Origin of the sequence: Mucilaginibacter sp. CAU 1740, from assembly GCF_039839285.1 — a bacterium.
Classification (GTDB): domain Bacteria; phylum Bacteroidota; class Bacteroidia; order Sphingobacteriales; family Sphingobacteriaceae; genus Mucilaginibacter.
Genome location: NZ_JBDOQS010000001.1, coordinates 812,738 through 825,380 on the forward strand (window position 1 = coordinate 812,738; position 12,643 = coordinate 825,380).

Sequence of the window (12,643 nt, forward strand, 5' to 3'; positions counted from 1 at the left end):
GATGGCTTCGGCATAAAAATAATAAACCGGAAACAACTTTTTATTCGGGCCGGTTTTGGGCAATCAATTTTTAAGCATTGGGTTAACCAGTAATAATAGGTATTTGTTTTTTGGTAGCGATATAGGGAAAATAAAAACGACCATGTCCTGATGAGGACATGGTCGTTACATTTTGTTGTTCTTACTATTTACTTAGCATCATTAATAGCCTTAACAGCATCCCCGGCAGCTGTAGCCGATGCATTATCATTCAGCCTTTTCCTTGCCTCGGCAATTTCCTGCAAAGCAGTGATCAGCTTTGGCGCGATGCCATATCTTTTATAAGTAACAGCCAGATCGCGGATGGCGGTGATACCTTCCTGCGCATATTGGCCATTAGTTAAACGAGCAACCATTTGTGCCAGCGGACCGCGTACCAGATCGAATTTATTTTGAACCGATCCTTTTTTGAAAGCGTTGATCACAAAAGGCCATTCCTTATCCGAGCCGCTGGTGGCATAAACATTAATAATAGCTTGCTGCAATTGTCCTTTACCATCAGCCTCTAAAGTTTTAGCTGTTTGGAAAGCCTCGGCAGGCGAAAGCGTGTTCAAGGCGTTCAGCGCCGCGCCTTTAACGGTATATGATGGACTGGCCAGCGATGATTTATAAATAGCAGCATACGCATTTGATTTGGTTTTACCTAAAACGTTGATAGCAGCGGCACGTACAGGGTAGTTTACATCGTGCGTTGCCAGATCGGCCAGGATTGGCAGGGCAGCTTTCATAACTTCAGCGCTATCGGTTTTAAGCGCGCGGATGGCTTTTATCTGCAAACCATGGTATTTATCTTTTAATGCCGAAAGCACAATATCCATACCTGCTTTGGTAGTTTGCTGGCCAACAGCCGCGTTTAAAGCTTCCAACCTGTCCAGGTAAACTTTGGCGTGGTGATATTGATAGTTAAACTCCTCAAGGGTTTTATGATCAGTTTTTTTGGTAAGCAATACCTTATCGGCATCAACGTTAACCAACTCCGGTTTGGCGGCGCAATCAAAACTTAAGGTATCGTTTTTGCCCGAAAGCCAGACCTGTTTGCGGGTGGCTTTACCGTTTACGTATAGGTCAACTTCAACAGGTACTTTAAAGATTTGTCCCTCTTGCTTTTGGCTGATGAATACTTTTTGCTGATGAGCGGCAGCATCCCATTGGTAGGTAATATCCAACACCGGGTGACCGGCACCATAATACCATTGATTAAAGAACCAGTTAAGGTCTTTACCTGAGATCTCTTCCATAGCTAACCTTAACTGATGTACCTCGCCGTTTTTAAAAGCATTGGTTTTCAGGTATAGGCCCAGGCCTTTAAAGAAAGCATCATCGCCCAAGTAATGACGCAGCATGGTTAACACCAGACCACCTTTGTCATAAATATTGGCTCCGTTAATGCCATCTTCATCTGCGTAAACAAAAGCTACAAGGGGTTGCTTGTAAGCCGTGCCGTTGTTAAGGTAAGCCTGTAGCTCATCATAACGTTTGGCATCGCCATCATCTTTACCATATTTACGCTCGTTCCAGTATTTTTCGCCGAATACCGCAAATGATTCGTTAAGGGTTTCGTTGCTCCAGCTTTCGCAGGTTACCAGATCGCCAAACCATTGGTGAAAAAGTTCGTGGGCAATGGTTGTACCGCCCGATCCGTTTGGATCGTCGATCAGATCCCAAGGGGTTTTCTGAACATACTCGCCATGCAGCGTGGCCGAACTGTTTTCCATAGCGCCCAGCGGATAATCACGCACAACTACCTGCGAGTATTTTTCCCATGGGAAATCAACGCCTAAAGCTTTTGAATAAAGCTCCATCATCTCGGATGTTTGTCCGAAAATTTGTTTCGCGTAAGGGGCATAAGCCGGTTCAAGGTAATATGATACCTCTTTGTTGCGCCATTTATCTTTATAAACTGTAAACTCGCCAACGGCCATCATAAATAAATACGGGCAATGCGCCAATGATTGTTTCCATGTGTCGGTGCGGGTACCATCGGCATTAGTTTTTTGGCTGATGAGCAAACCATTGGATAGGGTAGTGTATTTTGCCGGAACAGTCATGCTGATCTGCTCGGTTGTTTTTTGATCAGGCTTATCAATAGTAGGGAACCAGCACGATGAGCTTTCGGCCTCGCCCTGTGTCCATACCTGGGTAGGCTTACCTGCTTCTTTACCTTGCGGGTTTACAAAATATAAACCTTTGCCGTCCAGCTTAAAGCCAGGTTTATCGTGCAACAAATCGGGCTTAGCGGTGTATTCGATAAACAAAGTGTACTGCTCTTTGGCTGTATAAGTTTTGTTTAGGTTGATAACCAGTTGCAGGCTATCCTCATAGCGGTATTTAAGCGGAAGCACTTTACCCTGCTGCATAATGCCAACAGTTTTAATGTCCATCCCCTTGGCATCAAGTCTTATCGAATCGGTTGGATAGAAATGAGGTTTAAAGGTGGCCCATTCTTTTCCATTCAAATACGAGTGTTGAAAGTCGAATTTTACATCAAGTTTGGTATCAATCAGATCGTTGATCTTTTCGGCAGTGGCGTGGTAATAGGGTTGGTTTGCCGGGTGATGGTTAAGCTGCGCAGTTGCTGTGCCGGTAAAGCCAACAGCTGCAAGCAAAGTATAAAATAAGGATGCGTAAGTTTTCTTCATTTAGTAAAACGTTTTATCAACTGTAAAAATAAGCAACCATTTGGATTTTTGATCATTAAAGGCATTTTAATATCAAACATTATAAAAAACGTCATTGCGAGGTACAAAGCAATCCCAAACTTTACAGGGCGAACCGGCTATTCGGGGATTGCTTTGTACCTCGCAATGACGTCTTGATTAGGCATTGGGGCTTACGAAATTAGGGAGAGAATGTAAGATTCTCTAAGGGAAAACGGAATTAATTATACCAGCATCCCGCCAGATACCTCAATGCGTTGGCCGTTAACCCAACGGGCATCTTCGGTACATAAAAAGGCAACAACACCGCCAATATCTTCGGCTACGCCGGGGCGACCGAGGGCCGTCATACTGCTTACCATTTTTTGTAGATTTTCGTCGTTGCGCAGGTGGCCGTTGCCAAAATCTGTTAACACAGCACCCGGAGCTACGGTATTGGCCCTGATGCCTTTTGCGCCCAGTTCTTTGGCCAGGTAACGGGTAAATACTTCAACGGCGCCTTTAAGTGAAGCATAAACCGATGAGTTAGGAACACTTACGCGCGTTAAACCCGATGAGATATTAACAATACCACCGTCGTTGTTTAAAATGGGCAGCATTTTTTGGGTTAAAAAGTAAACGCCTTTGAAGTGGATGTTCAATAGTTCATCAAATGTTTCTTCGGTAACATCGGCAATAGGGGTGTAGCCGCCAATGCCCGCGTTATTTACCAGGTAATCGAAATGATCGGTACCGAAAGTGTTTTGTAAGGTATCTTTCAGCTGATCTGAAAATGCGGCGAAGCTTTTCAGGTCGCCTACATTTAATTGCAGGGCTGCCGCTTTTTGACCGCTTTGTTGGATCTCTGAAACTACCTTATTGGCCTCTCCTTGTTGGCTGTTGTAAGTAATTACCACGTTAAGGCCTTTTTTGGCCAGTTGCAAAGCCATGTCTTTACCCAAACCACGGCTGCCGCCGGTTACCAGGGCTATTTTATTTTTAGTTTCCATTTATTGTCTTTTTATTTTATACAAAGATGCGGCGTAATGGATTGCAGGTGTTTGTAAATATCAATCGGTTGTTTATCAAATTCAAATAATGGTACAGGGGGCACATTGGCGATATTTTATTAATCCAGAAATCATCCAAAATCCCTCCAAACAATTCACAGAATGCCCATCTACCTTGATGAAAAATTTATCACCATGAAAAAGATCATTTTAAGTATCCCTGCATTAATGCTACTGGCAACCGGCGTTGCCAACGCGCAAAAAGTAAAAAGCAGCGCTGTGCCCGTGGCAACGAAGGCTGCGCTTGTAAAAAAATATCCGCAGGCCACAGGTATCACCTGGGAAAAAGAAAAAGCAAACTATGAAGCCAATTGGGGAGGCAAATCCGGTGAGGATATGTCGGTACAGTTTACACCCGAAGGAGCTTTTGTAGAGGAAGTTGTGGCTATTAGCCCTTCCGCTTTACCTGCCGGAGTAGCAACTTATGTGAAGGAAAAGTATAAAGTAACGAAAATTAAAGAGGCTGGAAAAGTGACCGACGCGGCGGGTGTTGTTACTTACGAAGCCGAAGTTAAAGGCCGCGACCTGGTTTTTGATGGTAACGGGAAGTTTTTGAAGGAGGATTGAAAAAAGAAATGTCGTTGCGAGATACGAAGCAATCGGATGCTAAACAGGGCGGATTTGCCTCCGTGCGATTGCTTCGTTCCTCGCAATGACATAATGGATTGTTAAAACTTAATACTCATGCTCAGCGTACCGCGAGTAGGGTTTTGCGGTGCTAACCTGAAACTCCAATATTTTTCGTTTGTTAAGTTATCCAGTTTAAAGCCAATACGGTATTTAGGCTGATCGTAAAATACAGTGGCATCAACCGTGGTGTATGATGGGATGGTAAACTTAAACTTTGTGGTGTTGGTTTGATACGAATCGCTGCCGTAGTTGCCACCTGCACCAAAACCCAGGCCTTGTACCACGCCCTGAGTAATGCGATAGCTTATCCAAAGGTTGGCTAAACGCGCGGGGCCAGAGTTGGCAGGGCGTAAACCTTGCAGGTTGGTGCCTGGTGCAGCACTGGTAATTTTACTATCATTATAGGCAAAGCCGGCTACAATGTTTAAACCGCTAACAGGGTTAGCGATCAATTCGGCCTCGATGCCTTTGCTTAGCTGTGTACCGGCCTGGGTTGAAAAGCCGGGATGTGCCGGATCGTCCATGGTGGTGTTGGTTACCGAAATATCGTAGTAACTGATGGTCGAGCTGATCTTGTGGTCCCATGCATCAACTTTTACGCCCGCTTCCCATTGGTTAGCGTATTGTGGTTTAAAAGGCGTGTTGTCAAAACTGGTAGCACTTACGTTGTTAAAACCATTCATGTAATTACCGAACAACGAGATCTGATCTTTAGCTAACTGGTAAACCAAACCAAACTTAGGCGACCATGCAGTTTGGCTAAAATTGCCCGTAGTTTTGCCATCGGCAGGAGTGTAGGCCCCTTTGTTCACAAACCTGTCAATACGGATACTGGCCATGGCATTAAGGCGATCAGTAATGTTAAATACATCTGATAGATAGGCCGCGTATGAGCTTTGGTTATTTTGCACATAATCGCCCGCTTTAGGTGCTGCCGCGTTTACAAGGGCCGATATTTTATCGGCAGTAAAGCCATTGTATGCTGCTCCAGGATCAATGTAACTGATAGATGGCATAGTAACGCTTACATTGTTCCAGTTACTTTTTTGGTTATAGTATTCAATACCGGTTACAATGCGGTTGCGGAAATGGCCGATCTTAAAATCACCGATAAAATTTTGCTGTACGTTAGTGATGTAGTAAGGATAATCTTGCTGGGTAACCTGGCGTTTTATTTGTTTGGTGCTATCAACAAGCGTAAAGGCTGTAACCATACCCGTTGTAGTAGAAAACGTTTTGTTGAACATGGTTTGCGATTTCCAGTTCTCCGAGATCTTGTAGTTAATGAGCGAGTAGATATCGATTTGGCGGCTCAGGTAATCAACCCCGTTATTGGCAAACGAACGTTTATAATCGATGCCCAGGTCTTTAACGTTATGAATAGTTGCCTTAGCGCTAACATCCGGTGCAAGTCTGTAAGCCGAAGTAGCGTTTCCGTTACCGATCTCGGCATCGATATCAACCGTAAGGCGATCGTTAACATGGAAGGTGATACTTGGGGCCACAAAAATGCTGCGGTTAAAACCAGCATCCTGAAAGCTGTGCTCGTTGTGCAGCGCCGCGTTAACGCGGAAAAGCACTGTTTTATCCTTATTTAAGGGCAGGTTAACATCGGCAGTAAGGCGGTTAAGGTCGAAACTGCCGGTTTGGTAGGTGATCTCTGATTTGGCCCACTCGTTAGGCTGTTTGGTAACACGGTTAAATAACCCGCCGAATGATGCCAAACTGCTGTTAAACAAAGTACCGGTGGGGCCTTTTATAGCTTCTATCTTCTCGATATCTGCAGGGTCGATAGCGTTAAAATTGTAACCCGCTACGCTGTTACGGATAAAGTTGCCGGTAACAAAACCGCGGGATAGCAGGGTGGTACGTCCGTTGTTGTAAACCAATGGCACACCTGTGCCCGGGATGTTTTTAAAACCATCTACATAGCTGGTTACAATTTGCTCTTTCATCAGCTCGCTGGTAACCACGCTGTAAACCTGCGGGTTTTCGAGATTTTTTAGGGGGAGACGGGCAACATCTTCGGTTTCTTTTTTAAGGAACTTGTTATGCTTGGCACTTTTAACATAAACCTCTTGCAGGTCTTTGGCACCTTCGGTTAAAACAAAGTTTATGGTAGCGGTTTCGCCCGCGGTTACGGTTACCTGTTTGGTTTGCGTTTGCAAACCGATATAACTTGCTACAATAGTATAATTGCCTGTCGGAACATTTTTGATAGTGAAATGCCCTGTTTGCCCGGCGGTAGCGCCAAGTTTTGTATCGGTTAAAACAACATTTACAAACTCGGCAGGGTTACCGTCGGATGTTTTTACGGTGCCCTTAATGGTGCCGTTAGTAGTTTGTGCACCGGCGCTAAACGCTAAAAGTAAAATGGAACTGATTGATAAAAGCAGCTGCTTAAATGAAATACGGTAATTGTAGTTAATAGGGGTAAATACAAATTGCATAATTTGTTAATGGCTAAATACGATTAATGGATCTGTCGCTTATCAATAAGGGTTTAAAACAGTGGTATCCCCTCCATGAAAATCGGCGCAAATTTATCTTTATTTAGATTGATTACAAATAAAAGATTAGGTAATGCTGAAATAGCTTAGGATTTTGCTGAATTGTAAGGGTTTTGTAGTGGTAAAAGAGGGGGCGTTATCCCTGCACTTATTTACATTTTACGAATACTGCCATCCTTAAATTTTACACCCAACCCACCAAAATTCCTCAACCATTCCCTACCTTGCATACAGGTAAATAACAACTCCCATGGATTTCGAAACCTATCAGCAGTTATTTTTCGATACGCTAAACAGCCCTGCCCCGGCAGCTCCTTATGATAATCCGGATTATCTGAATTATACTAAACTAAATTGGTCGCGCCAGCAACGCTGGTTAAAAGTAGGCGTGCTGAATACAGAATTGACCGATGTAATTGAAAATATAGTTAACGAACAACACTGGATGGTGATCACCGAACTTTGGTGCGGCGATGCCTCACATACCATTCCGTTTATCCACCGTTTATCCGAGTTAAACCCGCTTATAAAAGTGAAGTATCAGCTGCGCGATAGTCCCCCGTTTTTGATCGAGCAGTACCTCACCAACGGAACCCGCTCTATCCCTAAGCTGATCATTGCCGACAGCAACCAAAATGATTTGGGCGTTTGGGGGCCGCGACCTGCCGAATGCCAAAAACTATACCTGCAAATGGTTCATGACCATGTGGATATGGCCGAGAAAAAGATAGCCCTGCAAAAATGGTATAACGAAGATAAAGGCGAAAGCTTTCAGCGGGAGTTTCTGGCTATATTGCAGAGTTTGCCTGTTTAACAGATTCTTTCCCATGGAAGATTTTTCACCCATAGTAAACTACGTAAAACGCTACATCAGCCTTACAGCCGAAGAAGAAGCATATTACGTTTCGCTTTTGCGGATAAAAAAGATCAGGAAGAAACAGTTCATTGTTCAGCCCGATTTTGTTTGCAACCATCGTACTTATATTGTTAAGGGGGCTTTACGCTCATACCTTATTGATGCCAACGGGCAGGACCATACCGTAGCCTTTGGTATTGATGATTGGTGGATCTCGGATTTTAACAGCTATTTTTTCCGGCAACCCGCTACGCTTTTTGTTGAAGCCCTTGAAGCCAGCACCATTATCCAGATCTCGTACGATGACGAACAAAAACTGCTCGACACCCACCCTAAGTTCGAAAAGTTTTATCGCATCTTGGCCCAGGTTGGTTATGCGTACCTGCAACGGCGTATCCTGGTAGATATCAGCCTTGATGCTACCGGCCGTTATGAAAACTTCCTGCTAAAATATCCACTTGTAGCTGCCCGTGTGCCGCAGTATGCTTTGGCTTCGTTTTTAGGCATTTCGCACGAATTGCTGAGCAAGATCCGTAACAAACGGGTTAAAAAAAGTTGAAAAACTTCAACTGAATTTCTTGGTGTTCTTCATTTTTTAGCGCCCGGTTTCGGCAGAACTTTGGTTATCAATTAATCAAAGTAAAAATGAAAAATTCAGCATCAGAGCAAACCGCAAATACTCCCGTTGTAGCTCAAAATAAATTATTCGCTCCCGTACAAATTGGCGCTAACCGCTTTAACCACCGCGTGGTGATGGCCCCGCTTACCCGTATGCGTACCATTAAAGATAATATCCCTACCGATTTAATGGCTCAATATTACAGTCAACGCGCTACCGATGGTGGCCTCATCATCTCCGAGGCAACAGTGGTATCACCTAACGGACACGGTTACTATGGCGCCCCCGGTATTTATACCGATGAGCAGGCCGAAGGCTGGAAAAAAATAGTTGCCGCTGTACACGAAAAAGGCGGAAAGATCTTTTTACAGTTATGGCATGTTGGTCGCCAATCGCATGTTGATCTGCAACCTGATGGCGGTTTGCCTGTAGGACCATCGGTGGTGCCGCATCCTGATGATCTGGTTTACACCCCAGGTGGTTGGGTACCGGCCACTCTTAACCGTGAGGCAACCATTACCGATATCCAAAACATCATAGCCGATTTTAAATCGGGCGCTGAGCGTGCCCTTGCTGCCGGGTTTGACGGTGTGGAAATTCACGGCGCAAACGGTTACCTGGTTGACCAGTTTCTGCAGGACGGTACCAACAAACGCACCGACGAATATGGTGGCAGTATTGAAAACCGTACCCGGTTCTTGTTAGAAGTGACCGAAGCTGTTGCATCTGTTTGGGGAGGCGACAAGGTAGGTGTGCGTTTAGCGCCAAGTGGCGTATTCGGTTCAATGTCGGATACTGATCCGAACGCTTTATTCAGTTATGCTGCTGAACAATTGAACCGTTTCGGCCTTGCTTACCTGCACGTGGTTGAGCCACGCATTAACGGTAGCTACGAAATTGCCGATGGCCTGGAGCCGGTGGCGTCAAAACAACTGCGTACCATATTTAAAGGAGCTATCATCTCGGCCGGGGGCTTTTTGCCCGATACCGCTGAAGAAATTGTTGATAAAGGCGATGCCGATATGGTAGCCTTTGGTCGCTATTTTATAGCTAATCCTGACCTGGTTAAAAGGATAAAAGAAAATTTGCCGCTTAACGCTTACAACCGCGATACATTTTACGGTGGCGACGAACGTGGATATATCGATTATCCATTTTACAACAATAATTAATTTAAAACATCAATGAAAAATCAATCAATAACAAACACCACACCGCTTAATGAAAGTGTGGTGCTAATAACCGGCGCTTTAGCCGGCATAGGTAGGGCAACCGCCATTGCTTTTGCGCAAGAAGGTGCCAAAGTAGTGGTGTCGGGCCGAAACAACGAAGTTGGCCAAACACTGGCCGAAGAGCTTCGTAACATTGGGAACGAAGCCGAATTTATTAAAGCTGATGTAAGGAACGAGGCTGATATTGAGGCGCTGATAAATGGTACTGTAACCCGTTTTGGCAGGCTTGATATTGCCGTAAACAATGCCGGTACTGAAGGCCAACCCGGACTGATAATTGATCAAACTCCCGAAACCATAGCTGGCACATTTGATACCGATATTTTAGGCACGCTGCTAAGCATGAAACACGAAATGCGGGTGATGCTTAAACAAGGTCACGGAAGTATAGTGAATGTATCATCAACCTTTGGCAAAAGGGCGGCGGCCGGTGCATCTGTGTATGTAGCCAGTAAACACGCTGTTGAAGGGCTTACCAAAGCCGGTGCACTGGAAGGTGCAACCGTGGGCATTCGTGTGAACGCCATAGCACCGGGGCCAACAGAAACGGGTATGCTTTCCCGCTTTACCGGCACCGATGAAAATATGGAAAAGATGAAAAATGGAATACCTATGAAACGTTTAGGCCGGCCGGAAGAGGTGGCGCAGGCCATCGTATTCATCGGCTCGAATAAATCTCCATTTTTAAACGGACAAATTTTGGCTGTTGATGGGGCTAAACTTGCCGTTGACGGCGGGAGCCTGTAAATAAATTTGTGTTTAAATAATGAGAGGCCTGCCTGGTTTAGGGGGCCTCTTTAAAATTCACTCCAACCAATCTGCTTTATCAGGAAACATTCTCAGTTCCCTGAAACTATCAAGATCTTCAAAAAACTTAAACGATGGATAGTTGTCCATTTCTGTCTCTCCGCGCCAGGTTAAATGGATAACAGCGAACGTGTTTTTTGAACCGGGATGACCGATGGTAAATAACACATCATCGTTACCGCAGTGTTTACATAAGGCCTCCAATTTAAATCCTTGTAAGGGATGTTTTTGCCTAAAAAATCGGTTGGTGCCCAGTTCTTTGTGTAACTCTTCTTCAAAAGCTATCTTTTGTTTGATAGATATTGTTTCCCATGGCTCTTCAACAAATGGCTTTGCCGGTTTGGTCAAGATAAAATCACGTATCACTTCTGTGTCAACACCCGCTATATCAGCCTGGATGATACCCTCTTCATCCTCTATTAATGTGATTCCGCCCCCGGCATAAATAAAGTAGTCGTTTTCAAGTTGTACATTAAGTTTCAGATCATCCCAGTTTTTTAAACTTATTCGGCTCGTTAGCCAGTGCTTTTTAAAGTGTGGCCGAACATAGGTATCAAATGCCTCGTTGGGAGTAAAGAGGTCATACACATGGCTCATGCTAATGTCGCCGGGTAGTATTTCTGTTGTACCTATCAGGTGTGTATGTGAATAGATATTGCCCGTCATGTTAGGTAATTCGCATTATTGCATAGCAAATTACCTATACCTGTGTGATATGACAAATTTTTAATGATATCAAAAACCAATTAATCATCCTCTCCAAAACTCTCGCTGCCGCGGATATAGCTGTTGAGTCGTTTGATGAGGTAAGTAGCTTTGATCAGCAATGATTTGTCCTCTACGTAATCGCTTATATCCTCAGCTTTAACCATGCGCTCCTGTTTGTAAATATCCTTAAAATCAAAGTAGTTAAGGCTCAGGTTCCATTTATCGGTCATGAACGAAAAAACGTTGGTGTCGTTTTCAAGTAATTGAGCGTAGTTAGTAACCAGGTATTCGTCGGGCTTTAGTTTTTTAAGCGTGCGCAGGATCTCTTCGTTATAATTGATCCATATTTTTAAATAAGCGGTGGCATTATCGCGCCAAAAAGCTTCTTTACGGCGTTGACGCCTGAATTTATTCCAGATAAAGCGTTGTACATAATTGCGCGCCAGGTATTTTTTTTCGCCAAAAGCAAACTCGCGCCTTAATAATGAGCTTACTACCGATTGGTAATTGCGTGTTATCACCAGGTATTTGGCATCGGGAAGTAACTCGGTATAGGTATCCAAAAACAGGCAGGTGCGTGGGTCTTTCCAGGCCCATTGCTCAAACAGCTGTTGTTTAATGCCTATAACCGCTTTGAGTTTTTCAAGCTGGTAAAGCGGTACTTCAATATGTTTGTTATCTACCAGTCCGGTTGTAGCCAGGCTGTTGCAGTTTAATATCTCTTCGTGTAGCTTTAAAAATTCAACATCTTCAAAATGCCCGTCAATATTGCTTTCGCTGGCCCCGCAAAGGCGCTCGCCAACCTGCATGCCGCAGCGTTCAAGCCACTGGGTAATCAATGATGTACCCGAGCGGTGCATACCCGCTATTATTAAAGTTTGGTTCATGGCGCGTTAGGATGCTTTATGTTGATAAACGTATTGATTTTGCTCTTGCTGGTATTGATCCAGGATAAATGCTGCAAGCGTTTCTGTTCCTTTAGCAAGCGGGGTGATCTGTGTGTTGATATAAACATCCGGCGATGAAGGAATCTGGAAAGGATCATTCACGCCACTTAGGTTAGTTACCTTATCGGGATGATTTTCGGGCAAAAACGCACGACGGTACAAACCTTTGGTATCGCGTTGCATCAGCGTTTTAACCGGACAATCAACATGTACCAGTTTTACATTGGGGTAAGTGGCTATCAGTTCGCGGCGGATAACATCATACGGGTTAATGGCGCTTATGATAGTTACTACCCCATGGCCCGAAAGTTTGTTGGCGATAAAACCCAGGCGGCGGATGTTTTCAAACCTATCCTCCTTAGTATAACCAAGGTTAGGGAAAAGTTTTTGCCGGTACACATCGGCATCAATTATCTCGACAGGAATGTCGGTATCCGACAAACGCATTTTAACACTTTGGGCGAGGGTGGTTTTTCCCGAACCGGATAAACCGCATAGCAAAAGGATCATAGGCGTGTTTAAATTAAACTGTAAATAATAACTGTTGTTTAAACTCTTATTGTTTACAAAGTAACGCAGCCTTTTTTAC

11 protein-coding genes are annotated in these 12,643 nt (G+C 44.3%); 5 read left to right on the forward strand and 6 right to left on the reverse strand.

The features are described from left to right. Positions 1 to 188 precede the first annotated feature (188 nt). Together AAFN85_RS03710 and AAFN85_RS03715 are read right to left on the reverse strand one after the other, a co-directional pair. The gene (locus AAFN85_RS03710; RefSeq protein ID WP_347525609.1) at positions 189 to 2,678 is read right to left on the reverse strand and encodes a M1 family metallopeptidase; all 2,490 of its coding nucleotides are present in this window, start codon (positions 2,676 to 2,678) and stop codon (positions 189 to 191) included. A gap of 242 nt (positions 2,679 to 2,920) precedes the next feature. Beyond that, a complete protein-coding gene (locus AAFN85_RS03715) occupies positions 2,921 to 3,685 on the reverse strand; it encodes an SDR family oxidoreductase (protein WP_347525610.1) in 765 nt (254 codons plus the stop codon). A 195-nt stretch (positions 3,686 to 3,880) separates the two neighbouring features. On the opposite strand from AAFN85_RS03715, the gene AAFN85_RS03720 reads away from it, so the two are divergent. After that, positions 3,881 to 4,312 carry a hypothetical protein gene (locus tag AAFN85_RS03720; RefSeq protein WP_347525611.1) on the forward strand — a complete coding sequence of 144 codons (432 nt, stop codon included), beginning with the start codon at positions 3,881 to 3,883 and terminating at the stop codon, positions 4,310 to 4,312. A gap of 101 nt (positions 4,313 to 4,413) precedes the next feature. On the opposite strand, the gene AAFN85_RS03725 is transcribed toward AAFN85_RS03720, so the two are convergent. Further along, entirely contained in the window at positions 4,414 to 6,825 is a 2,412-nt protein-coding gene (locus AAFN85_RS03725) for a TonB-dependent receptor (RefSeq protein WP_347525612.1), read from the reverse strand. Between the two features lie 310 nt (positions 6,826 to 7,135). Between AAFN85_RS03725 and AAFN85_RS03730 the strand changes: the two genes are divergently transcribed. The 4 genes from AAFN85_RS03730 (at position 7,136) to AAFN85_RS03745 (ending at position 10,339) form a co-directional block, all read left to right on the forward strand. Continuing rightward, on the forward strand, positions 7,136 to 7,699 hold the full coding sequence (locus AAFN85_RS03730) for a thioredoxin family protein (RefSeq protein ID WP_347525613.1): 564 nt from the start codon (positions 7,136 to 7,138) through the stop codon (positions 7,697 to 7,699). A 13-nt stretch (positions 7,700 to 7,712) separates the two neighbouring features. Continuing rightward, complete coding sequence (locus AAFN85_RS03735; protein ID WP_347525614.1) at positions 7,713 to 8,300, forward strand: Crp/Fnr family transcriptional regulator; 588 nt, start codon at positions 7,713 to 7,715, stop codon at positions 8,298 to 8,300. An 86-nt stretch (positions 8,301 to 8,386) separates the two neighbouring features. After that, the gene (locus tag AAFN85_RS03740; protein WP_347525615.1) at positions 8,387 to 9,532 is read left to right on the forward strand and encodes an alkene reductase; all 1,146 of its coding nucleotides are present in this window, start codon (positions 8,387 to 8,389) and stop codon (positions 9,530 to 9,532) included. A 12-nt stretch (positions 9,533 to 9,544) separates the two neighbouring features. Continuing rightward, positions 9,545 to 10,339: a glucose 1-dehydrogenase gene (locus AAFN85_RS03745; protein WP_347525616.1), complete on the forward strand. Its 795-nt coding sequence runs from the start codon at positions 9,545 to 9,547 to the stop codon at positions 10,337 to 10,339. A gap of 57 nt (positions 10,340 to 10,396) precedes the next feature. Here the strand turns inward: AAFN85_RS03745 and AAFN85_RS03750 are convergent, their stop codons facing one another. The 3 genes from AAFN85_RS03750 to AAFN85_RS03760 all read right to left on the reverse strand — a co-directional run bounded on the left by AAFN85_RS03750 (position 10,397) and on the right by AAFN85_RS03760 (position 12,564). Continuing rightward, a complete protein-coding gene (locus tag AAFN85_RS03750; protein WP_347525617.1) occupies positions 10,397 to 11,065 on the reverse strand; it encodes a hypothetical protein in 669 nt (222 codons plus the stop codon). A gap of 80 nt (positions 11,066 to 11,145) precedes the next feature. Then, a complete protein-coding gene (locus AAFN85_RS03755; protein WP_347525618.1) occupies positions 11,146 to 11,994 on the reverse strand; it encodes a sulfotransferase in 849 nt (282 codons plus the stop codon). A gap of 6 nt (positions 11,995 to 12,000) precedes the next feature. Beyond that, entirely contained in the window at positions 12,001 to 12,564 is a 564-nt protein-coding gene (locus tag AAFN85_RS03760; protein WP_347525619.1) for an adenylyl-sulfate kinase, read from the reverse strand. Positions 12,565 to 12,643 lie beyond the last annotated feature (79 nt).

Excerpts from the sequence above, each read along its gene's own strand:
- AAFN85_RS03735 (WP_347525614.1), top strand. The coding sequence starts at position 7,713 with ATGGAAGATTTTTCACCCATAGTAAACTACGTAAAACGCTACATCAGC.
- AAFN85_RS03755 (WP_347525618.1), bottom strand. The coding sequence starts at position 11,994 with ATGAACCAAACTTTAATAATAGCGGGTATGCACCGCTCGGGTACATCA.
- AAFN85_RS03730 (WP_347525613.1), top strand. The coding sequence starts at position 7,136 with ATGGATTTCGAAACCTATCAGCAGTTATTTTTCGATACGCTAAACAGC.
- AAFN85_RS03750 (WP_347525617.1), bottom strand. The coding sequence starts at position 11,065 with ATGACGGGCAATATCTATTCACATACACACCTGATAGGTACAACAGAA.
- AAFN85_RS03740 (WP_347525615.1), top strand. The coding sequence starts at position 8,387 with ATGAAAAATTCAGCATCAGAGCAAACCGCAAATACTCCCGTTGTAGCT.
- AAFN85_RS03760 (WP_347525619.1), bottom strand. The coding sequence starts at position 12,564 with ATGATCCTTTTGCTATGCGGTTTATCCGGTTCGGGAAAAACCACCCTC.
- AAFN85_RS03745 (WP_347525616.1), top strand. The coding sequence starts at position 9,545 with ATGAAAAATCAATCAATAACAAACACCACACCGCTTAATGAAAGTGTG.
- AAFN85_RS03715 (WP_347525610.1), bottom strand. The coding sequence starts at position 3,685 with ATGGAAACTAAAAATAAAATAGCCCTGGTAACCGGCGGCAGCCGTGGT.
- AAFN85_RS03725 (WP_347525612.1), bottom strand. The coding sequence starts at position 6,825 with ATGCAATTTGTATTTACCCCTATTAACTACAATTACCGTATTTCATTT.
- AAFN85_RS03720 (WP_347525611.1), top strand. The coding sequence starts at position 3,881 with ATGAAAAAGATCATTTTAAGTATCCCTGCATTAATGCTACTGGCAACC.
- AAFN85_RS03710 (WP_347525609.1), bottom strand. The coding sequence starts at position 2,678 with ATGAAGAAAACTTACGCATCCTTATTTTATACTTTGCTTGCAGCTGTT.